The organism is Actinoplanes sp. NPDC051470 (assembly GCF_040682035.1).
Lineage (GTDB): Bacteria > Actinomycetota > Actinomycetes > Mycobacteriales > Micromonosporaceae > Actinoplanes.
In genome coordinates, this window is record NZ_JBFBAA010000023.1 from 125,382 (window position 1) to 150,500 (window position 25,119).

Sequence of the window (25,119 nt, forward strand, 5' to 3'; positions counted from 1 at the left end):
GGTCGGATGGGGCTGGTAATGTTGGGTGCGCTGGGTTCACCAGCGACCGGTCTCGCCTGCCTGCCCGACGCCGCGGGCCGCGAGAAGATCCGGCAGAATCGGCAACACAGAATCACGGAGATTATGGCGCTCGATCAAGAGACCAAGACCAAGATCATCGACGAGTACAAGGCGCAGGACGGCGACACCGGGTCGCCCGAGGTGCAGGTCGCGATGCTGACCAAGCGGATCGCCGACCTCACCGAGCACCTCAAGGTGCACAAGCACGACCACCACAGCCGCCGTGGGCTGCTGCTGCTGGTCGGCCGCCGCCGCCGACTGCTCAACTACGTGCAGAAGAAGGACATCGCGCGCTACCGGACGCTGATCGAGCGTCTCGGCCTGCGCCGATAACTTCGCCGGGGGAGCGACCCACACGGGGTCGCTCCCCCGCTCTACAACACCCACGGACCCGCCGCGGCCGGTCCTCGGTAGTGGTTCCCGAGCTCGCCTCGGGCACTTCGATCGAAGACCGGCGGAGAAAACAACCCCGTCGGGTCCTTTGACGAAGGAGTTCCACACCAACATGCCAGAGCAAAACACCGCTCTCGGGACCGAGTCCCGCACCGCCGTGATCGACAACGGGGCCTTCGGCACCCGTGAGGTCACGTTCTTCACCGGCCGGCTGGCCCAGCAGGCCGCCGGTTCGGTCATCGTCCAGCTCGGCGAGACGACCGTCCTGTCCGCCACCACGGCCGGCAAGACGCCCCGCGAGGGCTTCGACTTCTTCCCGCTCACGGTGGATGTCGAGGAGCGGATGTACGCCGTCGGCCGGATCCCCGGCTCGTTCTTCCGCCGTGAGGGCCGCCCCAGCGAGGACGCCATCCTCACCTGCCGGCTGATCGACCGGCCGCTGCGCCCGTCCTTCACCAAGGGCCTGCGCAACGAGGTCCAGGTCGTCGAGACCGTGCTGGCGCTCGACCCGCAGCACCCGTACGACGTGGTCGCCATGAACGGCGCCTCGATGTCCACCAAGCTCTCCGGCCTGCCGTTCTCCGGCCCGGTCGGCTCGACCCGCGTCGCGCACGTCGAGGGTCAGTGGGTCGCCTTCCCGACCCTGGAGGAGATCGAGCGCGCCACCTTCGACATGGTCGTGGCCGGTCGCGTCACGGCCGACGGCGACGTCGCCATCATGATGGTCGAGGCCGAGGCCACCCCGCACGCCATCAAGCTGATCCAGGCCGGCGCCACCGCGCCGACCGAGGAGGTCGTGGCCAGCGGCCTCGAGGCGGCCAAGCCCGCCATCCGCGAGCTGTGCCGCGCGCAGAGCGAGCTGGCCGAGATCGCTGCCAAGCCGATCGCCGAGTTCCCGGTCTTCCTGGACTACCAGGACGACGTCTACTCGGCCGTGTCCGACCTGGTCCGCGAGGAGACCGCCGAGGCCCTCAAGATCGCCGGCAAGGCGGAGCGCGAGGAAGCCCTCGACCTGATCAAGGCGAAGGCGCACGACCAGCTCGACGGCCAGTTCGAGGGCCGCGAGAAGGAGATCTCGGCGGCCTTCCGTTCGGTCACCAAGACCGAGGTCCGGCAGCGGGTGCTGCGCGAGCAGGTCCGCATCGACGGCCGCGGCCCGCGTGACATCCGCCCGCTGAGCGCCCAGGTCGGCATCCTGCCGCGGGTGCACGGCTCGGCGCTGTTCGAGCGGGGCGAGACCCAGATCATGGGTGTCACCACGCTGAACATGCTGCGGCTGGAGCAGGCGCTCGACACGTTGGCGCCCGAGAAGTCCAAGCGCTACATGCACAACTACAACTTCCCGCCGTACTCGACCGGTGAGACCGGCCGGGTCGGTTCGCCGAAGCGCCGCGAGATCGGTCACGGCGCGCTGGCCGAGCGGGCCCTGGTGCCCGTGCTGCCGACGCGTGAGGAGTTCCCGTACGCGATCCGTCAGGTCTCCGAGGCCCTCGGCTCGAACGGCTCCACCTCGATGGGCTCGGTCTGCGCCTCCACCCTGTCGCTGCTGTCCGCCGGTGTGCCGCTGAAGGCGCCGGTCGCGGGCATCGCGATGGGCCTGATCTCGGACGAGGTCGACGGCAAGACGCAGTACGTCGCGCTGACCGACATCCTGGGCGCCGAGGACGCGTTCGGTGACATGGACTTCAAGGTCGCCGGCACGGCGGAGTTCGTCACCGCGCTCCAGCTCGACACCAAGCTCGACGGCATCCCGTCGGACGTGCTGGCCGGCGCTCTGCAGCAGGCGCACGACGCCCGCACCACCATCCTCGAGGTGATGGAGCAGGCGATCAACGCCCCGGCCGAGATGTCGGAGTACGCCCCGCGGGTCACCTCGGTGAAGATCCCGGTCGACAAGATCGGCATGGTGATCGGGCCGAAGGGCCAGACGATCAACGCTATCCAGGACGAGACCGGCGCCGACATCTCCATCGAGGACGACGGCACGATCTACGTCGGCGCGACCAACGGCCCGTCGGCCGAGGCCGCGGTCGAGCGGATCAACGCGATCGCCAACCCGACGCTGCCCAAGATGGGTGACAAGTTCCTCGGCACCGTGGTGAAGACGGCCGCGTTCGGCGCGTTCATCTCGCTGCTGCCCGGCCGCGACGGCCTGCTGCACATCTCCAAGGTGGGCGACGGCAAGCGGGTCGAGAAGGTCGAGGACTTCCTCAACGTCGGCGACAAGGTCGAGGTGTCCATCGCGGACATCGACGCCCGCGGCAAGATCTACCTGGACAAGGTCCGGCCCGAGGGCGCCGAGGCGCCCGCGGCCGAGGCGGCGTCGGGCGAGTCCCGGCCGCCGCGCGAGGACCGTGGTCCCCGCGAGGACCGTGGCCCGCGTGAGGGTGGCGGCGAGCCCCGCCGGCGCCGGCGGTCCCCGGGTGGTGGCGGCGGAGACCGCGGCCGCGACAGCTGACCGGAATGACAACAACTGACCGCGGGCCGGCCGGCAGGCCGGCCCGCGTTCTTACCAAGACCCTCACCGACGGCATACGCCGGACGGTGCTGCCCAGCGGCCTGCGCATCGTCACCGAGAGCATCCCGACCACCCGCAGCGCCTCGGTCGGCGTCTGGGTCAACGTCGGCTCCCGGGACGAGACCGCGACCATGTCCGGCGCCTCGCACTTCCTCGAGCACCTGCTGTTCAAGGGCACCGCGAAGCGCACCGCGCTGGACATCTCGGCCGACATCGAGGCGGTCGGCGGCGAGACCAACGCGTTCACCACCAAGGAATACACCTGCTTCTACGCGCGGGTGCTGGACGCGGACCTGCCGCTGGCCGTCGACGTGCTGTGCGACGCGGTGGCCTCGTCGGTGCTCGCCCCGGCCGACGTCGAGGTCGAGCGTGGCGTGATCCTCGAAGAGATCGCCATGCACGAGGACGAGCCCGGCGACGAGGTGCACGACGTCTTCACCGAGACGGTCTTCGGGGCGGGCAGCCCGCTCGGCCGGCTGATCTCCGGCACCGAGGCGACGATCTCGCCGATGACGCGGACCCAGATCAACGGGTTCTACCGCAAGCGCTACATCGCGCCGCGCATCGTGATCGCGGCCGCCGGCAACCTCGACCACGCGGTCGTCGTCCGGCTGGTCCGCAAGGCCCTGGCCGGCACCGCGCTGGACACCCCGGCCGCGTCGCCGGAGAGCCGCCGCTCCGCGGCCAAGAAGGTCAAGACCCTCCCGGTCCGCACCGAGGTGCGGACCCGCGACACCGAACAGGCCCACCTGGTGCTCGGCGGCGTCGGCATCGGCCGGACCGACCAGCGGCGGTTCGCGCTGGGCGTGCTCAACAACGTGCTCGGCGGCGGCATGTCCAGCCGGCTGTTCCAGGAGATCCGGGAGAAGCGCGGGCTCGCGTACTCGGTCTACTCCTACGACACGCAGTACGCGGACGCCGGCGTCTTCGGCGTCTACGCGGGGTGCGCGCCCGGCAAGGTTGACGAGGTGCTCGACCTGACCCGCACCGAGCTGGCCGCGGTCGCCACCAAGGGCGTCACCGTCGAGGAGGTGGCGCGCGGCAAGGGCATGGTCAAGGGCGCGTACGTCCTGGGCCTGGAGGACACCGGCTCGCGGATGAGCCGGATCGCCAAGTCCGAGATGCTCTACGACGACCTGATGCCGGTCGACGAGCTGCTGGCCCGGGTCGACGCGGTCACCATCGACGACGTCAACGAGGTCGCGCTCGAACTGCTCGCCCAGCCGATGTCGCTCGCCGTGGTCGGCCCGTTCGAGGCGGGTGCCTTCGGCGACCGATGACGACGACCCTCCCTCCCCCCGACACCAAACCCGATCTGCGCCGGCGCCGCATCATCGGCATGGCCGTGCTGGCCGTCGTGTTCGCGGTCGGCACCTACTTCATCGGGGTGCCGACCAGCGACCCGCTGATCGCCTTCGGCTGGCTGTGGCTGGCCACCGTCGCCTGGAACAACCACTGGCCGCTCAAGCGGCACCTGTTGTTCCTGCGCGACTGGCTGCCGATCTCGCTGCTGCTGATCGTCTACAACGTCTCCCGGGGCTACGCCGACAACCTGTTCGCCCCGCACGTGCACGAGCTGATCGACGCCGACGAGTTCCTGTTCGGCTGGCTGACCGGCGGCCAGGTGCCGACCCAGTGGTTGCAGGAGCACCTGTACCAGCCGGGTGTTGTGCAGTCGTGGGAAGTGGTCGTCTCGATCGTCTACTTCTCGCACTTCCTGACCGTGCCGACCATCGCCGTGCTGCTGTGGATGCGCTCGCGGGAGCAGTGGGCCCGGTTCATGCGCCGGTGGTTCACGCTGTGCGTGTTCGGGCTGATCACGTACTTCCTCTACCCGGCCGCGCCGCCGTGGTGGGCGGCCCTCCCCGAGAACGGCTCGCTGATCCAGGCCACCCGCATCTCCACGAACGGCTGGGACGCGATCGGGCTGCACGGCGCCGGCAACACGCTGAACGCGCTCCAGGTCGAGGCGTCCAACCCGGTCGCCGCGATGCCGTCGCTGCACACCGCGTTCGCGATGATGGCGGTGGCGTTCTTCCTGCCGTACGTGAAGAGGCGCTGGTGGCCGCTGCTGCTCGCCTACCCGCTGGCGATGACCTTCACGCTGGTCTACACGGCCGAACACTGGGTGATCGACGTACTGGTCGGCTGGGCGTACGTCGGCCTGGTCTTCATCGGGGTGGGGCTGGCCGAACGCTGGTGGCGGTCGCGGGCTCAGTAGGATCGAGCCCGTGACGGACGTGCAGCAACCGATCCGCGTCGGGGTTCTCGGCGCCCGCGGCCGCATGGGCCTCGAGGTGTGCAAGGCGGTGGACGCCGCCGACGACCTCGAACTGGTCGCCATGATCGACCAGGACGACTGGCGCTTCAACGCGGCCGACGCCGGCGCCCAGGTGCTGGTCGACTTCACCACCCCCGACGTGGTCATGGACAACCTCCAGTGGGGCATCGACCAGGGCATCAACATGGTCGTGGGCACGTCCGGCTTCACCGAGGAGCGTCTCGGCGAGGTCCGCGACCGGCTGTCCGGCAAGCCCGGGGTGGGCGTGCTGATCGCCCCGAACTTCGGCATCGGCGCGGTCCTGATGATGCAGTTCGCGGCCCGCGCGGCGCGGTACTTCGAGTCGGTCGAGATCATCGAGCAGCACCACCCGCGCAAGCTGGACGCCCCGTCCGGCACGGCCACGCACACCGCCCGGCTGATCGCGGCGGCGCGGGCCGAAGCCGGGTGCGCGCCGATGCCGGACGCGACCAAGGAGTCGCTTCCGGGGGCGCGGGGCGCCGAGGTCGACGGGGTGCGGGTGCACGCGGTGCGGGCGGCGGGGTTGGTCGCCCATCAGGAGGTGTTGTTCGGCACGGCCGGCGAGACGCTGACCATCCGGCACGACTCGCTGGATCGCGCTTCTTTTATGCCGGGCGTTCTTCTGGCCGTGCGAGCGGTGGTTTCCCGCCCCGGCCTCACAGTTGGACTGGATTCACTTCTTTAACGATGTCGTAGCGGGGTGGGTGGTGCTGACCGTCGCTCCCGCCGAGGCCGGGCGCGCGGCTCCAAGGCCGTGACCGGCCAGAACAGAGCCGCCCACCCTTCATTCTGATTGCAACTCACCCTCGAAAAGAGCGCGGTGGGTGTCGGTCCATTTGATGCGCGCGGCCCATTCGGTGTGGACTTCGGGGCCGTAGGAGGCCTGCGGCTGGTAGCCCTGCTTGCCCAACAGGGTGGAGCGGGCGATGACCTCCCGCTGCTGGGTGCGGACGGCGTCGTAGAGGCCTTCGGTCGAGGTCAGGCCGTAGGCGGTGGCGAAGGTCTCGACGCGTTCGCGGCGGTCGGGCGGCTCGGGATAGCGCAGCCAGCGGAGGCTCTCGGCGTCGGAGCGGAACGGGGCCACGTATTCGAGGGCGTAGGCCACGTCGTGCAGGGGTGGTTTCGGCCAGGCGTAGTCCCAGTCGAGGATGCCGACCGGGGTGGTGCCCCGCCAGACCAGGTTCCACGGGCCGAAGTCGCCGTGGCAGATCAGCTCGCCCTCGGCCGGTGCGCCGGAGGCGCCGGCCCAGTCGGTCGCGGGCCGGTAGGTCGCGATCGCCTCGTGGTAGTCGCGCAGCAACCGGGCCATCGCCACCAGCCCGGCCGCCGGCACCACCGACGACCAGCCCTCGGGCCCGGAGTCACCCTCGAGGTAGGTGAGGATCTCGCGGCCGTGCTCGTCGATGCCCAGCACCCGCGGCGAGTAGGGGAAGCCGATGTCCGCCAGATGTCGCAGCAGCGCGTGGACACTGCTCGACCAGGCGTGCAGGGGCCGGCGCACGGTGTCACCGACGCGTTCCACCCGCCGGTGCGGGTCGTCCTGCAGCACCTCGTTCACAGCTCGCGACCGTACCGGCCCGCCCGATGACCGGCCGCCCATTTCCCACCGGCGCGGCACAATGGCCAACGAGCCGCACTACCGTCATGGTCTGGCCTACGTCTCCGACCAGGACTACGGCTTCCACGCCGAGGCATGCGCGCCGGGGATCCTGCCCGGCCCGCCCGCTTGAGTTGCGTGTCGGCCTTGGCTGCGTGATCGGCTGGGCCGACAGAGTGGGGTTGGGAAGGGTGACCACTTACGCAGAATGAAGCGTGGCCGGCTCGTTCTGGACGCGTCAGCGGCCAGAGCCGGTCACGCGGCCTCGGCGGGAGCGACGGTCAGCACCACCCGGTCAGGTGCGACATGAAGTTCTTGACCTTGATCTGGGTTGGGAAGAGGAAGGCGCCTCGGCGGGAGCGACGGTCGGCACCACCCACCCGGCTACGACATCCGGATCTTGATCTTGGTTTTACAGAACGTCAGGGTTCCAAGGAGACGTGCATCCTGAGCTGCGGAACCAGCATGTCGTCGACGTCGAGGGCGCGGCCGGCGCCGTCGGGTTCCCAGCCCGTCGTGGTGAGGAACTTGCGCATCGCCGGATCGGCCTCGTAGACCCAGGCGACGGCCGATTTGAAGCCGTCTTCCTTCCATAGGTCGACCGTGGCGGCCAGCAGCCGGCTGCCGTGGCCCCGGCGGCCCCAGCGCGGCTCGATCAGGATGTCGGTGATGGCGGCCACGTCGTCGCCCAGCGGGGGCTCCTCGGGGGACAGCGCCTGCTCGTCGGCGGGGCCCGCGGCGGCGAAACCGACCGTGGTCGTGGCCGAGTCGCCCTGCTCGATGGCGATCAGCACACGATGACGGGGCGTCGGCGGCGCCTCGATGGCCTCGGTCCAGCCGCGCGTCAGGTAGGCCTCGTCCAGGTTGGCCAGGACGTGCGCCGGGAACATCCGGCGGTAGGCCGTACGCCAGGTGGTGAGCTGGACGCGGGCGATGTCCGCGGCGTCCGACGGGCGTGCGGGGCGGACGTAGCCGAGTGCCATTCTCTGAGCCTACCGAGGGCCCCCGATGTGTCGTACCCCCGCACTAGATTTTCCAGGGTGACCATCCCCGACACCTTGAGCGTCGCGCAGGCCCGGCGAATCACGCTGGCCGCGCAGGGCTTTCTCGACCCCAGGCCGGGCGGCGCCACCGACATGCGCCATCTGCGCCGGGTGCTGCGCCGGCTCCACCTGATCCAGATGGACTCGGTCAACGTGCTCCAGCGGGCCCACTTCATGCCGCTCTATTCGCGGCTCGGGCCCTACCCGGTCGAGCTGATCGACCGGGCGGCCTATCGCCGGCCGCGCGAGCTGTTCGAGTTCTGGGGCCACGAGGCGTCGCTGATCACCACCGATCTCCAGCCGCTGTTCCGGTGGCGGATGGCGCGGGCCCGCGACTTCGCCTGGGGCAACATGACACGCATCGCCCGTGAGCAGCCCGAACTCGTGCAGTGGGTGCTCGACGAGGTGCGTGCTCGCGGGCCGATCACGGCGGCCGAGATCGAACACGACGCGCCGCGGACCAAGGACAACTGGGGGTGGAACTGGTCGGTGGTCAAGCAGGCGCTCGAGTGGCTGTTCTACTCGGGGCAGGTGACCGCGGCGGAACGGACGACGTCGTTCGCGCGCCGGTACGACCTGACCGAGCGGGTGCTGCCGCGGGCGGTGCTCGACGCGCCGACCCCGGCCTACGAGGACGCGATCCGGGCCCTGGTGCGGCTCTCGGCCCAGGCCCTGGGCGTGGCGGCCGAGGGTGAGCTTCGTGACTATTTCCGGCTGCCGGTGGCCGGGTTCAAGCAGGCGGTGGCCGAGCTGGTCGACGACCAGGTGCTCCAGCCGGTGGCCGTGCAGGGCTGGAAGCAGCCGGCCTACCTTCATCACGAGGCGCGGCGGCCCCGCTGGGTGCGCGCGTCGACGCTGGTCAGCCCGTTCGACCCGCTGATCTGGGAGCGTTCCCGCACGGAACGGCTGTTCGACATGACCTACCGCATCGAGATCTACGTGCCGGCGCCGCAGCGGACATACGGCTACTACGTGCTGCCGTTCCTGCTGGGCGACCGGTTCGCCGCCCGGGTCGACCTCAAGGCCGACCGCAAGGCCGGTGTGCTCCAGATCCCGGCGGCCTGGATCGAGCCGGCGGCCGACCAGGCCGAGACGGCCGTGGCGCTGGCCGCCGAGCTGCGCCGGCTGGCCGGCTGGCTGGGGCTGACCGAGGTCGCGGCGCCCGAGCGGGGCGACCTCGCCGGCCCGTTGGCGGCCGCGCTGGCCAGCAGCCCGGCGGGTGTACCATGACGACCATGACGACCGAGACGGCGCAGCCGCCGCCTCCTTACTATGGCGGCCCCGACCGGGGCTCCCGGTTCCTCAACAAGCTCTGGTACCGGTCGCCGGTGTGGATCGCCCCGGCCGCGATGCTGGTCTGCATGGCCAGCGCGCTGGCCTACACCGAGGTCACCCATCCGACCGCCGCCGGCGCCGGCGACCCGCCGAGCTGCCTGTTGAAATACACCACCGGCTTCGTCTGCCCGGGCTGCGGCGGCACCCGCGCGGCGTGGTACCTGATGCACGGTGACGTCCCGGCGGCCGCCCGTCATCACGCGCTGTTCGTCTTCGCGGTCCCGTTCCTGCTCTACATGTATGTGGCGTGGGCCGGTCGGCGCGTCTTCGGCTGGAAGCTGCCCCCGCTCACCCTGGGGCCTAAGGTGCTCGGAGCGTTCCTCGCGGTGTGGTTCGTCTGGAGCATCCTCCGCAACCTGCCGTGGGCGCCGTTCACCTGGTTCTACGTCTGATTGCGGGGGAGTCGATGACGGTCGACACGCAGTACGAGCAGTTGCTGCGCAAGGTCCTGGAGACGGGCACGCCGAAGGGTGACCGCACCGGCACCGGGACGGTCAGTCTGTTCGGCGAGCGGCTCCGCTACGACCTGTCGGCGAGCTTCCCGCTGATCACCACCAAGCGGGTGCACTTCAAGTCGGTGGCGGTCGAGCTGCTCTGGTTCCTGCGCGGCGACCAGAACACGGCCTACCTGAAGGAACACGGCGTCAAGATCTGGGACGAGTGGGCTGACGAGAACGGCGACCTCGGCCCGGTCTACGGCTATCAGTGGCGCAACTGGCCGACGCCGGACGGCGGCCACATCGACCAGATCAGCAAGCTGCTCGACACCCTGCGGAGCAACCCTGACTCGCGGCGCATGGTCGTCTCGGCCTGGAACGTCGCCGACCTGCCCGAGATGGCGCTGGAACCGTGTCACGCGATGTTCCAGTTCTACGTGGCCGACGGGCGGCTGAGCTGCCAGATGTACCAGCGCAGCGCCGACATGTTCCTCGGCGTGCCGTTCAACATCGCCAGCTACAGCCTGCTCACCCGGATGATCGCCGACCAGGTCGGGTTGCGGCCGGGCGAGTTCGTCTGGGTGGGTGGCGATTGCCACATCTACGCCAACCACGTCGACCAGGTGCGCGAGCAGCTGACCCGCGAGGCCTACCCGTTCCCGCGGCTCGCCCTGGCGCCCCGGCCGTCGCTGTTCGACTACTCGTTCGACGACTTCGAGCTGGTCGACTATCAACACCACGCCACGTTGAAAGCGCCTATCGCGGTCTGACCGGGCGAAGCGAGGGTCAGATCCGCTTTCCCGGTTTCGGCCTCTGGAGACACAGCATGACAATTCACATGATCTGGGCCGAGGCCCGCGACCATGTGATCGGCGCCGAGGGCGGCATCCCGTGGCGGATTCCGGGCGAGCAGGCGACGTTCAAGCAGCGCACGATGGGCGCGACCGTGGTCATGGGCCGCGGCACCTGGGAGTCGCTGCCCGAGCGGGTGCGACCGCTGCCGGGCCGGCGCAACGTCGTGCTGACCCGGGCCGGTGTCGAGGGGGTCGAGACGGCGGCGAGTGTCGACGAGGTGCTGACCAAGCACGACGACTTCTGGGTCATCGGGGGCGGGGCCGTCTACGCGGCCTTCCTCCCGTACGCGAATCATGTGGTCCGCACCGAAGTTGATCTCGAGGTGCCGGGGGACACCTTCGCGCCGGCGCTCGATGGCTGGCCGGCGTCGCCCGGCGAGTGGCAGATCACCGACACCGGGGTCAGATGGCGGGTGGTGGAGCACGTCCGCGCGGAAGCGCCGCGAAATGGCTGAGCCACGTCCGATAGGTTGTGGGGTATGAGCACGGACCCGCGGCCGTTCGGCCGGCTGCTGACCGCCATGGTGAGCCCGTTCACCCCGGACGGCGCGCTGGACCTCGACGGGGCGCAGGCGCTCGCCGTCCATCTGGTCGATGAGCAGCGCAACGACGCGCTCGTCATCAGCGGCACCGGCGGCGAGTCGCCGACCACCACCGACGCCGAGAAAGACGCCCTGATCCGGGCCGTGGCCGAGGCGGTCGGCGACCGTGCCAAGATCGTCGCCGGGGTGGGCACCAACAACACCGCCCACACGGTCGAGCTGGCCCGGGCCGCCGAGAAGGCGGGCGCACACGGCCTGCTCGTGGTGACGCCTTACTACAACAAGCCGCCGCAGGCCGGCGTGGCCAAACACTTCACCACGGTGGCCGACAGCACCGGCCTGCCGGTGATGATCTATGACATCCCCCACCGCACGGGCATCCCGATCGAGACCGAGACGCTGATCCGGGTGGCGGCTCATCCGAGCATCGTGGCGGTCAAGGATGCCAAGGGTGACCTGGCCGGCACCTCCGAGGTGCTGCGGCGCACCGATCTCGCCTACTACGCCGGCGAGGACAACGCCACGCTGCCGTGGCTGTCCATCGGGGCGGTCGGCCTGGTCGGCACCTCGACCCATTTCGTCGGCGCCACGGCCAAGGACATGATCCTCGCGTACGAGCGGGGCGACGTGGCCGAGGCGCTGGCGCTGCACCGCAAGGCGTTGCCGCTGTTCACCGGCATCTTCCGCGCACCCGGCACGGTGCTGGTCAAGGCCGGGCTGAACGCCCTCGGCCGGCCGGCCGGCCCGGTGCGCCTGCCGCTGGTCGACGCCACCGCCGATCAATTGGACCAACTGCGTAAGGACGCCGCCGAGGCCGGCATCGTCCTCTGACAATCGGAAAGAAATACATGAGTCAAGCTCACGTGGAGCTGCAAACACCACCGCCACTGCCCGAGGGTGCGCTTCGCGTCATCCCGCTCGGCGGACTCGGTGCGATCGGCCGCAACATGACCGTCTTCGAGTTCGACGGCAAGATCCTGATCATCGACTGCGGGGTGCTGTTCCCCGATGTGGAACAGCCCGGCGTCGACCTGATCCTGCCCGACTTCGCGTCGATCCTGGACCGGCTCGACGACGTACAGGCGATCGTGCTCACGCACGGTCACGAAGACCACATCGGGGCCGTGCCCTACCTGCTGGCCCACAAGCCGGACATCCCGCTGGTCGGGTCGGAGTTCACGCTGGCCCTGGTCGAGGCCAAGCTGGCCGAGCGCCGGCTCGACCCGTACACGCTGACCGTGCGGGAGGGCCGCCGCGAGCAGCTCGGGCCGTTCGAGTGCGAGTTCTTCGCGGTGAACCACTCGATCCCGGACGCGCTGGCCGTCGCCGTGCGCACCCCGGCCGGCCTGGTGCTGCACACCGGCGACTTCAAGATGGACCAGGTGCCGCTGGACGGCCGGATCACCGACCTGGCCGGCTTCGCCCGGCTCGGCGCCGAGGGCGTCGACCTGCTGCTCTCCGACTCGACGAACGCCGAGATCCCGGGCTTCGTGACCCCGGAGCGTGAGATCGGCCCGGTGCTCACCACGATCTTCGGCAAGGCCCGCGGCCGCATCATCGTGGCCAGCTTCGCCTCGCACGTGCACCGCGTGCAGCAGGTGATGGACGCCGCGTACGAGTACGAGCGCAAGGTCGCCCTGATCGGCCGGTCCATGGTCCGCAACATGGGCATCGCCCGCGACCTGGGCCTGCTGCGCATCCCCGAGGGCCTGCTGGTCGGCATGGACGAGGCGATGGGCCTGCCGCCGGACGAGGTGGTCTTCATGTCCACCGGGTCGCAGGGCGAGCCGATGAGCGCGCTGGGCCGGATGGCCAACGGCGACCACCGGCACATCGCCATCGAGTCCGGCGACACCGTGGTGCTGGCCAGCTCGCTGGTGCCGGGCAACGAGACCTCGGTCTACCGGGTGATCAACCGGCTGGCCCGGGCGGGCGCCACCGTCGTCCACAAGGAGACGGCGAAGGTGCACGTCTCCGGTCACGCGCCGGCCGGCGAGCTGCTCTACCTGCTGAACGTGACCCGCCCCAGCAACCTGATGCCGGTGCACGGCGAGTGGCGACACCTGCGCGCGCACGCTCAGCTCGGCATCGAGTCGGGGGTCGCGCCCGACCGGGTCGTGCTGTGCGAGGACGGCGACGTCGTCGACCTGGTCGAGGGCCACGCCCGCCACGTCGGCAAGATCGAGAGCCGTTATGTGTACGTCGACGGCCTGGCCGTGGGCGACGTCAGCGAGTCGCTGCTGACCGAGCGGCGGATCCTCGGCGACGGCGGCTTCATCTCGGCCACCGTGGTCATCGACTCGGTCACCGGCAAGGTGGTCGGCGAGCCCAGCGTCTCCGCGAAGGGCTTCTCCGAAGACCCCGAGGCGTTCAGCCCGGTCATCCCGCTGCTGACCCAGGCGCTGCACCGGTCGGCCGAGGACGGCATCACCGACCCGCATCAGCTGCAGCAGGTGGTCCGCCGGACGGTGGGCCGCTGGGTCAACGACGCCTATCGACGGCGGCCGATGATTGTGCCCACTGTCGTGGAGGTTTGAACCCAACGACGCTCATCTCCGTATTCCCGGTCACGGCGCCGCCCCCACGGCGCCCGTGTCGAGGGGAGTGCGGAGTATGCAGCGCAAGCGGATCGCCATTGCGGCGGTTGCGGTAGCGGCGACCGGAGCGGCGGTGGCGTTCACGCTGCCGTCGATGGCGGGCACCAACCCGTCCGGCGGCGCGCCCCAGTCGGTCGCCGCCGGGGATGTCGCCCCGCAGCTGCTCGCCGTGATGAAGCGAGATCTGGGCCTCGACGGTGACCAGGCGCGCGCCCGGCTGAAGCGGGCCAAGTGGGCCAGCGGGGTCTCGTCGACGCTGGCCGCGCAGACCGGCAAGGAGTACGGCGGCGCCTGGCTGACCAAGGACGGCATGACGCTGAAGGTCGCGGTCACCGGCCAGGACCAGGCCGCGCTGGTGAAGAAGGCCGGCGCCGTCCCGGTGCTGGTCGAGCGCAGCGCTCAGACGCTGGACACGGCCAAGCAGAAGCTGGACGAGGCGCGGTCCGCCGCCGGTGACCTGACCGGTTGGTACGTGGACGCCCCGACCAACAAGGTCGTGGTCGTGGCCCAGCCCGGTGACACCAAGTCGGCGTGGGCCTTCGCCGAGGACGCCGGCCTGGACATGGACGCCGTCGCGGTGAAGACCGCCCCGCGGGCCAAGCCGCTGGCCGACGTCCGCGGCGCCGACCCGTACATCATCAACAACAGCGCGCGCTGCTCGATCGGCTTCGCGGTGCAGGGCGGGTTTGTCACCGCCGGTCACTGCGGGGTGGAGGGCGACACCACGACCGACATCAACGGTGGCGCCCAGGGCACCGTGCAGGCCTCGGTCTTCCCCGGTGACGCCGACATGGGCTTCGTCGCGGTCGACGCCGGCTTCGCCGACGAGCTGCTGCCGGTGGTCAACGACTTCGACGGCAACCTGCTGCCGGTGGCCGGCAACACCGAGGCGCCGGTCGGCGCCCCGGTCTGCCGCTCCGGTTCCACCACCGGGACCTTCTGCGGCGTGATCCAGGCCAAGAACCAGACCGTGAACTATCCCGAGGGCGCGGTCACCGGCCTCACGCAGACCGACGTCTGCGCCGAGGGTGGCGACTCGGGTGGCTCGTGGCTCTCCGGCGACCAGGCCCAGGGTGTGACCTCGGGTGGCTCCGGCGACTGCACGGTCGGCGGCACCACCTTCTTCCAGCCGGTCAACGAGATCCTGGCCACCAACGACCTGACGCTGCTGGTCAGCGGGGGCGAGGCGGCCCCGCCGGCCGAGGAGGAGCCCCCGGCCGACGCGGCGGCCGACTGCGCCGGCCTGCCGGTGAACGGCCAGAGCTCGATCGGCCGGGAGGGCGCCACGCAGCTCCAGCCGCAGGGCGGCGCGTTCCAGGCCAACGCCGGTGAGCAGAGCGCCTGCCTGCAGAGCCCGGAAGGCGCCGACTTCGACCTGGTGCTCCAGCAGCGGACCGGGCAGGGCTTCCGGACCGTCGCCACGGGCGAGGGCGAGAACGGCACCAAGACCCTGACCTTCAACGGCCAGGCCGGCACCTACCGCTACATCGTCGCGTCCACGTCGGGCAGCGGCACCTACACCATGGGCATCAGCGTTCCGTAGGGGTTGATCGGCTGCCCCGCACCCCGGTCTCCTCCGTCCGGGCTGCGGGGCAGCATCATGTTCGATGCGCTGCGGTGCGGCGTACCGATGGACGGGCTTCGTCCGATTACCGTGAGGACCATGGCGGGCCGTACTCCTCCGGCGAGCCGGGGCCGGAACGCGTCCAAGACGCGCGGCGCCGCGTCCTCCCGTGCCCGTAAACAGCCGGTGCGTCAGCCCAGCCGCCGCGCGCCGGCCAAGCGGGCCCCGGCCCGCAAGCCGGCCGGCTCGGGCGTGCTGGTCCGCGGCGTCGGCGCCCTGTGGATGGGCGTGGCGCACAGCGTCGGCTGGGTGGCCCGCAGCGTCGGCCGGCAGGCGGCCACGGCCAAGGACATCGATCCGGAACACCGCCGCGACGGCGGCGGCCTGCTCATGCTCGGCCTGGCCATCCTGGTCGGCGTCGCGGTCTGGGCGGGCAGCGCCGGTCCGGTCGGCGCCCGGCTGGCCGACGCGGTCCGGCTCTTCTTCGGCGCCCTGTCCGTGCTGCTCCCGCTGCTGCTGCTCTACGGCGCCGTCCGGCTGATGCGCAAGCCGGCCGACCCGGAGCACCGCGGCCGGTCGGTGGTCGGCTGGAGCGCGATCATCGTCTCCACGGCCAGCCTGCTGCACGTCTCGCAGCGGCCCGAGGACGACCTCGCGATGGACAAGGCGGGCGGCCTGATCGGCTACGCGATCGGCGGCCTGCTCGAGCGCGCGGTGACCGCCTGGGTGGCCGTACCCCTGCTGATCCTGCTGTTGATCTTCGGTCTGCTGGTCATCACGGCGACGCCGATCAACAAGATCCCCGAGCGGGTGATGCTGCTCGGCGACCTGCTGATGGGGCGTTCGCCGAAGGCTCCGGCCGACCTCCGGGACGACGACGAGGACGAGGAGCCGGCCGAGGTCGAGGAGGAACCGGCCCGGACCCGCCGCCCCGCTCGCCGCCGGCAAGGGTCGCTGGCCGACATCGGGCTGGCCGACGAGCCCGAGGAAGACCCGATCGTGCACGACACGATCGTGCTGCCGAAGTCGCGGAAGCCCCCGGCGCCGGCCCCGCCCGAGCATTCCGAGCCGCTGCCGACCCGGGCCGAGCAGCTCGACATCTCGTCGCTGCCGGGCGACTACCGCCTGCCCCCGCCGGACCTGCTCGGCAAGGGCAGCCCGGCGAAGACCCGGAGCAAGGCCAACGACGAGGTGATGACCGCGCTCACCGGCGTGTTCGACCAGTTCAACATCGACGCGCAGGTGGTCGGGTTCACCCGCGGCCCGACGGTCACCCGCTACGAGGTCGAGGTCGGCCCGGGTGTGAAGGTCGAGCGGATCACCCAGCTCTCCCGCAACATCGCGTACTCGGTGAAGAGCCCCGACGTGCGCATCCTGTCGCCGATCCCGGGCAAGAGCGCGGTCGGCGTGGAGATCCCGAACACCGACCCGGAGAACGTGTCGCTCGGCGACGTGCTGCGCTCCCGGGCGGCCACCGGTGATCACCATCCGATGCTGGTCGCGCTGGGCAAGGACATCGAGGGCGGCTTCGTGGTGGCCAACCTGGCCAAGATGCCGCACATCCTGATCGCGGGCGCGACCGGCGCCGGCAAGTCGTCCTGCCTCAACTCGCTGCTGGTGTCGATCCTGACCCGGGCCACCCCGGACGAGGTGCGGCTGCTGCTGGTCGACCCCAAGCGGGTCGAGATGACCTCCTACGAGGGCATTCCACACCTGGTGACGCCGATCGTGACCAACCCCAAGAAGGCGGCCGACGCCCTCGAGTGGGTGGTCCGCGAGATGGACATGCGCTACGACGACCTGGCCGCCAACGGGGTCCGGCACGTCGACGACTTCAACCGCAAGGTCCGCTCCGGCGAGATCGTGGCGCCGCCGGGCAGCGAGCGCGTGATGAAGCCGTACCCCTATCTGCTGGTGATCGTCGACGAGCTGGCCGACCTGATGATGGTCGCGCCGCGGGACGTGGAAGACAGCGTGGTGCGGATCACCCAGCTGGCCCGGGCGGCCGGCATCCACCTGGTCCTGGCCACCCAGCGGCCGTCCGTGGACGTGGTGACCGGCCTGATCAAGGCCAACGTGCCGTCCCGGCTGGCCTTCGCCACCTCGTCGCTGGCCGACTCCCGGGTCATCCTCGACCAGCCCGGCGCCGAGAAGCTGCTCGGCCGCGGCGACGGCCTGTTCCTGCCGATGGGCGCGAGCAAGCCGGTCCGCATCCAGGGCGCCTGGGTCGACGAGAAAGAGATCGCGGCGGTCGTCAAGTTCTGCAAGGACCAGCGCGAGGCCGAGTTCGCCACCGGCGTCACGGATGCCCCGCCGAGCAAGAAGAAGGAGATCGACGAGGAGGTCGGCGACGACCTGGAGGTGCTGATCCAGGCCATCGAACTGGTCGTGACCTCCCAGTTCGGCTCCACCTCGATGCTCCAGCGCAAGCTGCGGGTGGGCTTCGCCAAGGCCGGCCGGCTGATGGACCTGATGGAGACCCGGGGCATCGTCGGGCCGTCCGAGGGCTCCAAGGCGCGCGAGGTGCTGGTCAAGCCGGACGAGTTGGAGGAGACCCTGGCCACCCTGCGGGTGGATGGGGACTGACCGCCCGCCCGGTACGCTCTTGAGGTGTCCGTCTCACCCGCTCCGCGCCGTGTTGCCCTGCTCACCCTCGGCTGTGCCCGTAACGAGGTCGACTCCGAGGAACTCGCGGCCCGCCTCGACGCGGGCGGCTGGCAGGTCAGCACCGATGCCGACGGGGCCGACGTGGTGCTGGTCAACACCTGTGGCTTCGTCGAGAAGGCGAAACAGGACTCGATCGAGACGCTGCTCGCCGCGTCCGAGACCGGGGCCAAGGTGGTCGCGGCCGGGTGCATGGCCGAGCGGTACGGCAAGGAGCTGGCCGCTTCGCTCCCGGAAGCCCAGGCGGTGCTCGGCTTCGACGACTACACCGACATCGCCGCCCGCCTCGACGGCGTGCTGGCCGGCGAGCGGTTCGACGCGCACACCCCGCGCGACCGGCGCGAGCTGCTGCCCCTGACCCCGGTGCAGCGCCAGTCGGCCAAGGTGGTGGTGCCCGGGCACGCCACGGTCGACGAGCACACCCCGGCCCACCTGCGCCAGGTGCTGCGCCGCCGGCTCGACAGCGGCCCGGTGGCGTCGCTCAAGCTGGCCAGCGGCTGCGACCGGCGCTGCGCGTTCTGCGCGATCCCGGCCTTCCGCGGCGCGTTCGTCTCCCGTGACCCCCAGGAGCTGCTGGCCGAGGCCGAGTGGCTGGCCAAGACCGGGGTGCGCGAGCTGGTGCTGGTGAGTGAGAACAGCACGTCGTACGGGAAGGATCTGGGCGATCCCCGGGCCCTCGAGAAGCTGCTGCCCCAGCTGGCCACGGTGGACGGCATCGTGCGGGTGCGGGCCAGCTACCTGCAGCCCGCCGAGACCCGGCCCGGCCTGGTCGAGGCGATCGCCACCACGCCCGGCGTCGCGGCGTACTTCGACCTCTCCTTCCAGCACTCCAGCGAGCCGGTGCTGCGCCGGATGCGCCGGTTCGGCTCCACGTCGAAGTTCCTGGATCTCCTCGCATCCGCGCGTGCGCTGAAAGAGAGCGCCGGCGCCCGGAGCAACTTCATCGTCGGCTTCCCCGGCGAGACCAAGGCCGATTTCGAGGAGCTGGTGCGCTTCTTGTCGTCGGCGCGCCTGGATGCGATCGGCATCTTCGACTACAGCGACGAGGACGGCACCGAGGCCGCCGGCATGACCGGCAAGGTGCGCAAAGACACGATCAAGCGGCGGTACGACCGGATCACGGCGCTGGCCGACGAGCTGTGCACCCAGCGGGCCGAGGAGCGGCTGGGCTCCACCGTCGAGGTGCTGGTCGATTCGCTCGCCGACGGCGAGGTCGAGGGCCGGGCCGAGCACCAGGCTCCGGAGGTCGACGGTTCGACCACCCTGGTCGCCGGGGACTCGGGCGTCGACCTGGCCGTGCTGCGCCCCGGCGACCTGGTCAAGGCGCGGGTCACCGCGACCGAGGGCGTCGACCTCGTCGCGGTCCCGTTCGAGATGATCTCCGCGGCCGCGAAGTGACCGAAAAGCCGGTGCCGGCGGTCGTCCCGCTGCTGAACCCGGCGAATGTCCTCACGCTGGTCCGGATCATCCTGGTCCCGATCTTCGTGGTCACCGTGGTGGTGTCCGAGATGGTCCACCCCGGCTGGCGGATCGTGGCCTGCCTGACCTTCTGTGTGGCCTCGGCGACCGACTTCGCGGACGGATGGATCGCCCGCCGCTACTCGATGATCACCTCGTTCGGCAAGGTGGCCGACCCGATCGCCGACAAGGCGCTGACCGGCACCGCGCTGGTCCTGCTGTCGCTCTACGGCGACCTGGCCTGGTGGGTCACGATCGCGATCCTGGTGCGCGAGTGGGGGGTGACGGCGCTGCGCTTCTGGGTCATCCGGTACGGGATCATCCCGGCCAGCCGCGGCGGCAAGCTCAAGACGGCGCTGCAGATCGCGGCCATCGCCTGGTACCTGCTGCCGATGCCGGCGCCGCTGCACCTGGTCGGGCCCTGGCTGATGGGCGTCGCGCTCGTGGTGACCCTCGTCACCGGCGTCGACTACGTGCTCCAGGCGTTGCGGCTGCGGCGCGGTCGCGCGTGACCCTCGTGGCCGAGGCGGTGACCCGGCTGATCGCGCGACGCGAGACCGTGGCGACCGCCGAGTCGCTCACCGGCGGCGCGCTGGCCAGCACGTTCGTCGAGGTGCCCGGGGTCAGCGCGGTCTTCCGGGGCGGTCTGGTGGTTTACGCGACCGACCTCAAGCATGTCCTGGCCGGTGTCTCATCGGCTCTGCTGGACGACCGCGGCCCGGTGGATCCGGACGTCGCGCTCGCGCTGGCCGGGGGCGCCCGCTCGCGTTGCGGCGCCGACTGGGGGATGGCCACCACGGGAGTCGCCGGACCCGATCCGCAGGGCGGCAAACCGGTCGGGCTGGTCTATGTCGCCGTCGCCGGGCCGGGCGCCTCGGCCGTCGAGGAGCTTCACCTGACCGGTGATCGGGCCGCGATCCGCGCCGGAAGCGTGACAGCGGTGTTAAACCTCCTCGTCACCCAGGTGGACCGCGCCGGCCCACCCGCCTAGGCGCGGCCTGCGGGAATGGCGTTATCACAGAGATCGTTGTGCCGTGGGTGCCAGGCGGGCCCGGTTCCGGATTTCGGCGGGGCGGTATGTCGGCGTGGCTCACAGCGGGTACGGTTGCGGGAAGCCTCCGGCGGATGCCGGTGGCCCCGCCGCAGGAGGAGGTGCCATGGTCCTGCTACGCCGGGTTATCGGTGACGCACTTCGGGCGCGCCGGCAAGGACAGCACCGCACTCTGCGCGAGGTGTCCACCGCCGCCAACGTCAGCCTGGGTTATCTCTCCGAGATCGAGCGCGGGCAGAAAGAAGCGTCGAGCGAGCTGCTCGCCGCGATCTGTGACGCCCTGGGCGCTCACCTGTCCGAGGTGCTGAGTGATGTCAGCAACACGCTGTCCATCGCCGAGGGCATGGAGGGCGTGCTGAGCCCCGTCCCTGAGCAGCAGTCCGTCGAGAAGGTCGCCGACGGGAACGTCCAGGTTTCGGTGCGTCAGGATTCGCCGCTCAAGGCGACTCTGCGGACGACGCGCAAGCGTGGCCGCGACATGATCTACGCCGCCTGATCCTCGGGATCGCTCGTGTGCGTCACCAGGCGTAGCCTCGATACCGGAGGGCCCAGGGGAGACCCTGATAACTCCCTGAGGTCACGTGACGACGGTGGCAATGGCCTGCAACCATGGGACGCATCCATCGGGCCGACCAGAGCGACATAGAGGAGAATCGGCGATATGGCGAACCCGTTCGTCAAGGGCTGGCGTTACTTTCTGGCGCTCTTCGGCGCGAAGATCGACGAATACGCAGACCCGAAGGTCCAGATCCAGCAGGCGATCGAGGACGCCCAGCGCCAGCACCAGGCGCTCGTCCAACAGGCCGCCGCGGTCATCGGCAACCAGCGTCAGCTCGAGATGAAGCTGTCCCGGCAGATGTCCGAGGTCGAGAAGCTGCAGGGCATGGCCCGGCAGGCGCTCGTGCTGGCCGACCGGGCGCGGGCCGGGGGTGACGAGGCCGAGGCCCAGAAGTACGAAGCCACGGCCACGACGCTGGCCACCCAGCTGGTCTCCGGCGAGCAGTCGATGGAGGACCTCAAGACCCTCCACGACCAGGCGCTCTCCGCGGCCGGCCAGGCGCGCAAGGCGGTCGAGAACAACGCGATGGTGCTCCAGCAGCGCATCGCCGAGCGGTCCCGCCTGCTCAGCCAGCTCGAACAGGCCAAGATGCAGGAGACCGTGGCGCGGTCGCTCGAGTCGATGTCGTCGCTCGCGGCGCCCGGCAACACCCCGTCGCTCGACGAGGTGCGCGACAAGATCGAGCGGCGGTACGCCGACGCGATGGGTCGCGCCGAGCTGGCCTCCAACTCGGTCGAGGGCCGCATGCTCGAGGTGCAGAAGTCGAGCCTCGACATGGCCGGTTCGTCCCGGCTCGAGCAGATCCGGGCCTCGATGGCCGGTGACCAGCTCGGGGCCAAGCCGGGCACCCCGGCGGTCGAGCAGGGCACGCAGGCGCAGGCGGCTCCGGCCTCCGACCCGGCCAGCGTGGCCCGTCTCGACGAGATCCGCGCCAGCATGAACAAGCAGCGCGGCGACACCTCAGCGGCGGGCTGACCGGCGATGGACGAGCGGACCCGCTACTTCCGCCGGCTGCGCAGGTTGCGCAGCGCGGCGAGGCGCTGGAGCGTCATCGGTGGCGGCCTGGCCGCGGCGACCGCCGTCCTTACGCCGTACGCGGGAATTGGCATCCCCGACGCGATCTGGGCCGCCGCGGCCGGCGGCTCGGTCGCGCTGGCCGTCTGGCGACATCGTGACCATCGGGAGCTGGCGGCGATCGAAGCGCCGCCGGCCCCGCCGCCGCAGCTGCCCGGGGCCAAGCTGGTCGCCGCGGTCGAGCGGTTCCCGGCCGGCAAGAACGTGCTCAACGAGGTCCGCCGGCAGCGCGAGCGGTATGCGCTGCGGGGCTCGGCCGTGGCCAAGTCCTGGGACCGGCTCGACCGCGCGAGCGGCACGCTCCACCAACTGAGCACCCGGCTCACCGGCCCCGGCTCCGAGGCGGTCCTCGAGGCGGCGTCGGCCGAGGAGTGGCTGCGCGACCTGGGCCACCGGGCGGCGAGCGTCGAGCGGGCCATCCCGCTCAGCCCCGCCGACCAGCAGGACGCGTTGCGCACCTCGCACGAGAGCCTGTCGGCCCAGTTCGCCGACGGGGTGACCGCCTACGAGCGGCTGGTCTCGGCCGCCGCGAGCTGGGTGGCCGAAGACGGGCAGCCGATCGCCGACGACCGGCACCCGAGCTTCTTCCGGCTGATCGAGGCGACCGACCGGCTGCGGGGTCTGGCCGACGGCCTGTCCGAGCTGCGCCGGTACGGCAACTCAAGCGCCGCCTGAGCCCGGTTCGGGCTGGCAGTAGGGGCACCAGTAGGTCACGCGTTCGCCCAGTTCGGCCTTGCGGATGGCCGTCCCGCAGCGGCGGCAGGGCTGGGCCTTCCGGCCGTACACGTAACTGGTCTCACCGCGCCGCAGCGAACCGGTCGTGGTCTGGGTCCACCGGCCCTTGTTGTTGGCGACCAGCTTCTGGGCCAGGGTCACCATGCCCGTCAGGTCGTCGACGTCGCGGACCGGCCGCCACGGCCAGACGCCGCGCAGGAACAGCGTCTCGGCCTTGTAGAGGTTGCCGACGCCGGCCAGGTTGCGCTGGTCGAGGAGCGCCTCGGCGATGGTCAGGTCGGGTTGCGCGGCGATCCGGCGGGCCGCCTCGTCCGCGTCCCAGTCGGCGCCCAGCAGGTCGGGGCCGAGGTGGTCGAGCGACGACTCGTCGGCGGTGGGGTAGAGCGCCACCTCGTGCAGGTGGTAGCCGACCGCGACGGCCTTCCGGGTGTGCAACGCGACGCGGATCAGGTGGACCGGGCGGGCGGTCCAGCGTTCGCCCGGGCGGTAGGCCCGCCAGGCGCCCTCCATCCGCAGGTGGGAGTGGAGGGTGTACTTCTTGTCGCCGTTCTGCAGGCGGAGCAACAGGTGCTTGCCGCGGCTGGCCGACTCCGCCACCGTCCACCCGGACAGATCGGTCGTCGCGAGCTGAGGCACGCGGAAGTCCGACTTGGTCAGCACCTCGCCGACGATCGCGCGTTCCAGCACGCGCGCGGTGTTATATACGGTGTCGCCCTCCGGCATGTTCCCTATCCTGCCCTGATGGACCTCGACATAACGTCCCTGGCGGATGACCCTTCGCTATGGGCGGTGTGGGAGGAACTCGACGGCTTCTGGCCCCCCTTCATGACGCAGGACCCCACCGGCGACCTCTACTTCGGCTACCTCCGTGACCACTTCGCGGCGCACTGCCTGCTCGCGGTGGACCGTTCGTCCGGGCGTCCCATGGCCAAGGCGCATTCGGTGCCGCTCGCGTATGCGATCGACGGACCGCTTCCCGACGGCGGCTGGGACTGGGCCATCCAGCGCAGTGCGCACGACCGGCTCAGCGGGGCGACGCCGACCATCGCCTCGGCGCTGGAGATCCTGATTCGGCCCGACATGCGCGGCCGCGGGCTCTCCTCGGTGATGCTCGGCGCGATGCGTGACAACGTGGCCCGGTTCGGCTTCCGGGACCTGATCGCGCCGGTCCGGCCCACCGGCCGGTCCGGGCCCATCCGCGAGTACGCCCACCGCACGCGCCCCGACGGCCTGCCGGTCGACCCGTGGCTGAGGGTGCACGTGCGCGCCGGCGGCCGGATCGTCAACGTGGCCCCGAGCAGCATGGTGATGACCGGAAGCCTCGCGCAGTGGCGGGAGTGGACCGGGCTGCCGTTCGACACCGACGGGCCGGTGGACGTGCCGCAGGCGCTGGCGCCGGTGCACGTCTCGCTGGCCGACGACACAGCGGTCTACGTGGAGCCCAACGTCTGGGTCCACCACCGCGTCAGCGGGTGACCCGAACGCCGCGCCACGTCACCGGTTCGACACCCGGACCAGGTCGCCCGGCATGACCGACAGGACGACGACGGCGCGGCCGTTGTTCACCGCGATGGCCACCTGGCCGGCCGAGTCCTCGTACACCAGCAGATCGCCCTGCTCGACATCGGCGAACGTGGCGCCGCGCCGGGCCCGCACCCCACCGTTGAGGACCAGGTCATGGCCCAGGCCGTCGAGCGCGCCACCGGTCGCGGCGAGCTGCACGTTGCCGAAGCGGTCGACGGTCAGCACCTCGGCCTCGACGTAGCCGTCGCCCAGCGACACCACCGGGGCGGGCAGCCGGACCAGCGTGGTCACGTCCACCGGCGGGCCGGCGTCGGCCAGGTCGGCGCCCAGCGCGATCCGGGCGGCGGCCGGCGCGAAGAGGTCCCGCCCGTGGAAGGTGCGTGACAGGTCGCCGAGGAACCAGTCCTTGTTGGACAGCTCCACCACCGTGTCGATGCCGCCGAGCGCCTCGGCCGCCGGGATCAGCAGGCCGTTGTCCGGGCCGACCAGCACACCGCTCGGGGTGGCGATGGCCAGGCCGCGGCGGGCGGTGCCGACACCCGGGTCGACGACCGCGCAGTGCACCGACTCGGGCAGGTAGGGGGCGGTCTGCGCCAGCACGTGCGCGCCGCGGGTGACATCGGCCGGCGGCACGTGGTGGGTGACGTCGATGACACGCACATCCGGCGCGATGCGGGCGATGGAGCCGTGACACGCCGCCACGAATCCGTCGAAGGTGCCGTAGTCGGTGGTGAGGCTGATCCATCCAAAGCGACCCATGGTCGTCAACGTTATCGTCTGCGCACGCAGAGTGCTGGGGAGGGTTCCCGACT

General features: G+C 70.8%; 24 protein-coding genes. 20 read left to right on the plus strand and 4 right to left on the minus strand.

The window, feature by feature from the left end; genetic code table 11:
- The first annotated feature begins 123 nt into the window (after nucleotides 1–123).
- From rpsO to dapB, 5 genes are all read left to right on the plus strand, one after another.
- Nucleotides 124–393: a 30S ribosomal protein S15 gene (gene rpsO, locus AB0M54_RS33045; protein ID WP_221378653.1), complete on the plus strand. Its 270-nt coding sequence runs from the start codon at nucleotides 124–126 to the stop codon at nucleotides 391–393.
- Nucleotides 394–565: 172 nt separating this feature from the next.
- Nucleotides 566–2,911 carry a polyribonucleotide nucleotidyltransferase gene (locus tag AB0M54_RS33050; RefSeq protein WP_364315520.1) on the plus strand — a complete coding sequence of 782 codons (2,346 nt, stop codon included), beginning with the start codon at nucleotides 566–568 and terminating at the stop codon, nucleotides 2,909–2,911.
- A 5-nt stretch (nucleotides 2,912–2,916) separates the two neighbouring features.
- Nucleotides 2,917–4,251: a pitrilysin family protein gene (locus tag AB0M54_RS33055; protein ID WP_364475643.1), complete on the plus strand. Its 1,335-nt coding sequence runs from the start codon at nucleotides 2,917–2,919 to the stop codon at nucleotides 4,249–4,251.
- On the plus strand, nucleotides 4,248–5,192 hold the full coding sequence (locus tag AB0M54_RS33060) for a phosphatase PAP2 family protein (protein ID WP_364315525.1): 945 nt from the start codon (nucleotides 4,248–4,250) through the stop codon (nucleotides 5,190–5,192). Before AB0M54_RS33055 ends, AB0M54_RS33060 begins: the two co-directional genes overlap by 4 nt.
- Before the next feature lie 10 nt (nucleotides 5,193–5,202).
- The gene (gene dapB / locus AB0M54_RS33065) at nucleotides 5,203–5,958 is read left to right on the plus strand and encodes a 4-hydroxy-tetrahydrodipicolinate reductase (protein WP_364315527.1); all 756 of its coding nucleotides are present in this window, start codon (nucleotides 5,203–5,205) and stop codon (nucleotides 5,956–5,958) included.
- A 99-nt stretch (nucleotides 5,959–6,057) separates the two neighbouring features.
- Here the strand turns inward: dapB and AB0M54_RS33070 are convergent, their stop codons facing one another.
- Both AB0M54_RS33070 and AB0M54_RS33075 read right to left on the minus strand, forming a co-directional pair.
- A complete protein-coding gene (locus AB0M54_RS33070) occupies nucleotides 6,058–6,831 on the minus strand; it encodes an aminoglycoside phosphotransferase family protein (protein ID WP_364315530.1) in 774 nt (257 codons plus the stop codon).
- A gap of 461 nt (nucleotides 6,832–7,292) precedes the next feature.
- Nucleotides 7,293–7,853 carry a GNAT family N-acetyltransferase gene (locus tag AB0M54_RS33075; RefSeq protein ID WP_364475645.1) on the minus strand — a complete coding sequence of 187 codons (561 nt, stop codon included), beginning with the start codon at nucleotides 7,851–7,853 and terminating at the stop codon, nucleotides 7,293–7,295.
- 57 nt (nucleotides 7,854–7,910) lie between these two features.
- Between AB0M54_RS33075 and AB0M54_RS33080 the strand changes: the two genes are divergently transcribed.
- The 14 genes from AB0M54_RS33080 to AB0M54_RS33145 all read left to right on the plus strand — a co-directional run bounded on the left by AB0M54_RS33080 (nucleotide 7,911) and on the right by AB0M54_RS33145 (nucleotide 22,723).
- Nucleotides 7,911–9,143: a crosslink repair DNA glycosylase YcaQ family protein gene (locus tag AB0M54_RS33080; RefSeq protein WP_364315534.1), complete on the plus strand. Its 1,233-nt coding sequence runs from the start codon at nucleotides 7,911–7,913 to the stop codon at nucleotides 9,141–9,143.
- A 5-nt stretch (nucleotides 9,144–9,148) separates the two neighbouring features.
- Nucleotides 9,149–9,640: a DUF2752 domain-containing protein gene (locus AB0M54_RS33085; RefSeq protein ID WP_364315536.1), complete on the plus strand. Its 492-nt coding sequence runs from the start codon at nucleotides 9,149–9,151 to the stop codon at nucleotides 9,638–9,640.
- Nucleotides 9,641–9,654: 14 nt separating this feature from the next.
- Nucleotides 9,655–10,455, plus strand: a complete 801-nt coding sequence (locus tag AB0M54_RS33090; protein ID WP_364315539.1) for a thymidylate synthase — start codon at nucleotides 9,655–9,657, stop codon at nucleotides 10,453–10,455.
- A gap of 56 nt (nucleotides 10,456–10,511) precedes the next feature.
- On the plus strand, nucleotides 10,512–10,994 hold the full coding sequence (locus tag AB0M54_RS33095) for a dihydrofolate reductase (protein ID WP_364475647.1): 483 nt from the start codon (nucleotides 10,512–10,514) through the stop codon (nucleotides 10,992–10,994).
- Between the two features lie 24 nt (nucleotides 10,995–11,018).
- On the plus strand, nucleotides 11,019–11,912 hold the full coding sequence (dapA, locus tag AB0M54_RS33100) for a 4-hydroxy-tetrahydrodipicolinate synthase (protein ID WP_364315543.1): 894 nt from the start codon (nucleotides 11,019–11,021) through the stop codon (nucleotides 11,910–11,912).
- 17 nt (nucleotides 11,913–11,929) lie between these two features.
- Nucleotides 11,930–13,618, plus strand: coding sequence for a ribonuclease J (locus AB0M54_RS33105; RefSeq protein ID WP_364315546.1), 1,689 nt, complete (start codon nucleotides 11,930–11,932; stop codon nucleotides 13,616–13,618).
- Between the two features lie 76 nt (nucleotides 13,619–13,694).
- A complete protein-coding gene (locus AB0M54_RS33110; RefSeq protein ID WP_364475649.1) occupies nucleotides 13,695–15,221 on the plus strand; it encodes a S1 family peptidase in 1,527 nt (508 codons plus the stop codon).
- A 120-nt stretch (nucleotides 15,222–15,341) separates the two neighbouring features.
- Entirely contained in the window at nucleotides 15,342–17,828 is a 2,487-nt protein-coding gene (locus AB0M54_RS33115; protein WP_364315551.1) for a DNA translocase FtsK 4TM domain-containing protein, read from the plus strand.
- Nucleotides 17,829–17,852: 24 nt separating this feature from the next.
- Nucleotides 17,853–19,304: a 30S ribosomal protein S12 methylthiotransferase RimO gene (gene rimO / locus AB0M54_RS33120; RefSeq protein WP_364475651.1), complete on the plus strand. Its 1,452-nt coding sequence runs from the start codon at nucleotides 17,853–17,855 to the stop codon at nucleotides 19,302–19,304.
- A complete protein-coding gene (gene pgsA, locus AB0M54_RS33125) occupies nucleotides 19,301–19,876 on the plus strand; it encodes a CDP-diacylglycerol--glycerol-3-phosphate 3-phosphatidyltransferase (protein ID WP_364315556.1) in 576 nt (191 codons plus the stop codon). The genes rimO and pgsA overlap by 4 nt, the downstream gene beginning before the upstream one ends.
- Entirely contained in the window at nucleotides 19,873–20,355 is a 483-nt protein-coding gene (locus AB0M54_RS33130) for a CinA family protein (protein ID WP_364315558.1), read from the plus strand. Before pgsA ends, AB0M54_RS33130 begins: the two co-directional genes overlap by 4 nt.
- 166 nt (nucleotides 20,356–20,521) lie before the next feature.
- The gene (locus AB0M54_RS33135; protein WP_364315561.1) at nucleotides 20,522–20,911 is read left to right on the plus strand and encodes a helix-turn-helix transcriptional regulator; all 390 of its coding nucleotides are present in this window, start codon (nucleotides 20,522–20,524) and stop codon (nucleotides 20,909–20,911) included.
- A 165-nt stretch (nucleotides 20,912–21,076) separates the two neighbouring features.
- Entirely contained in the window at nucleotides 21,077–21,949 is an 873-nt protein-coding gene (locus AB0M54_RS33140; RefSeq protein WP_364315563.1) for a PspA/IM30 family protein, read from the plus strand.
- A gap of 6 nt (nucleotides 21,950–21,955) precedes the next feature.
- Nucleotides 21,956–22,723, plus strand: a complete 768-nt coding sequence (locus tag AB0M54_RS33145; protein WP_364475653.1) for a hypothetical protein — start codon at nucleotides 21,956–21,958, stop codon at nucleotides 22,721–22,723.
- On the opposite strand, the gene AB0M54_RS33150 is transcribed toward AB0M54_RS33145, so the two are convergent.
- Entirely contained in the window at nucleotides 22,709–23,506 is a 798-nt protein-coding gene (locus AB0M54_RS33150; protein ID WP_364475654.1) for a DNA-formamidopyrimidine glycosylase family protein, read from the minus strand. The genes AB0M54_RS33145 and AB0M54_RS33150 overlap by 15 nt on opposite strands.
- 18 nt (nucleotides 23,507–23,524) lie before the next feature.
- On the opposite strand from AB0M54_RS33150, the gene AB0M54_RS33155 reads away from it, so the two are divergent.
- Entirely contained in the window at nucleotides 23,525–24,259 is a 735-nt protein-coding gene (locus AB0M54_RS33155) for an N-acetyltransferase (RefSeq protein WP_364315571.1), read from the plus strand.
- An 18-nt stretch (nucleotides 24,260–24,277) separates the two neighbouring features.
- Here AB0M54_RS33155 and AB0M54_RS33160 read toward each other — a convergent pair whose 3' ends face one another.
- Nucleotides 24,278–25,066 (minus strand): SAM-dependent chlorinase/fluorinase, encoded by a 789-nt coding sequence (locus tag AB0M54_RS33160; protein ID WP_364315574.1) that lies wholly within the window; start codon nucleotides 25,064–25,066, stop codon nucleotides 24,278–24,280.
- Nucleotides 25,067–25,119 lie beyond the last annotated feature (53 nt).

Coding starts and splice junctions, on each gene's coding strand:
- rpsO (WP_221378653.1), top strand. CDS start 124: ATGGCGCTCGATCAAGAGACCAAGACCAAGATCATCGACGAGTACAAG.
- AB0M54_RS33050 (WP_364315520.1), top strand. CDS start 566: ATGCCAGAGCAAAACACCGCTCTCGGGACCGAGTCCCGCACCGCCGTG.
- AB0M54_RS33055 (WP_364475643.1), top strand. CDS start 2,917: ATGACAACAACTGACCGCGGGCCGGCCGGCAGGCCGGCCCGCGTTCTT.
- AB0M54_RS33060 (WP_364315525.1), top strand. CDS start 4,248: ATGACGACGACCCTCCCTCCCCCCGACACCAAACCCGATCTGCGCCGG.
- AB0M54_RS33075 (WP_364475645.1), bottom strand. CDS start 7,853: ATGGCACTCGGCTACGTCCGCCCCGCACGCCCGTCGGACGCCGCGGAC.
- AB0M54_RS33085 (WP_364315536.1), top strand. CDS start 9,149: ATGACGACCGAGACGGCGCAGCCGCCGCCTCCTTACTATGGCGGCCCC.
- AB0M54_RS33090 (WP_364315539.1), top strand. CDS start 9,655: ATGACGGTCGACACGCAGTACGAGCAGTTGCTGCGCAAGGTCCTGGAG.
- AB0M54_RS33095 (WP_364475647.1), top strand. CDS start 10,512: ATGACAATTCACATGATCTGGGCCGAGGCCCGCGACCATGTGATCGGC.
- dapA (WP_364315543.1), top strand. CDS start 11,019: ATGAGCACGGACCCGCGGCCGTTCGGCCGGCTGCTGACCGCCATGGTG.
- AB0M54_RS33105 (WP_364315546.1), top strand. CDS start 11,930: ATGAGTCAAGCTCACGTGGAGCTGCAAACACCACCGCCACTGCCCGAG.
- AB0M54_RS33110 (WP_364475649.1), top strand. CDS start 13,695: ATGCAGCGCAAGCGGATCGCCATTGCGGCGGTTGCGGTAGCGGCGACC.
- AB0M54_RS33115 (WP_364315551.1), top strand. CDS start 15,342: ATGGCGGGCCGTACTCCTCCGGCGAGCCGGGGCCGGAACGCGTCCAAG.
- AB0M54_RS33135 (WP_364315561.1), top strand. CDS start 20,522: ATGGTCCTGCTACGCCGGGTTATCGGTGACGCACTTCGGGCGCGCCGG.
- AB0M54_RS33140 (WP_364315563.1), top strand. CDS start 21,077: ATGGCGAACCCGTTCGTCAAGGGCTGGCGTTACTTTCTGGCGCTCTTC.
- AB0M54_RS33145 (WP_364475653.1), top strand. CDS start 21,956: ATGGACGAGCGGACCCGCTACTTCCGCCGGCTGCGCAGGTTGCGCAGC.
- AB0M54_RS33150 (WP_364475654.1), bottom strand. CDS start 23,506: ATGCCGGAGGGCGACACCGTATATAACACCGCGCGCGTGCTGGAACGC.
- AB0M54_RS33155 (WP_364315571.1), top strand. CDS start 23,525: ATGGACCTCGACATAACGTCCCTGGCGGATGACCCTTCGCTATGGGCG.
- AB0M54_RS33160 (WP_364315574.1), bottom strand. CDS start 25,066: ATGGGTCGCTTTGGATGGATCAGCCTCACCACCGACTACGGCACCTTC.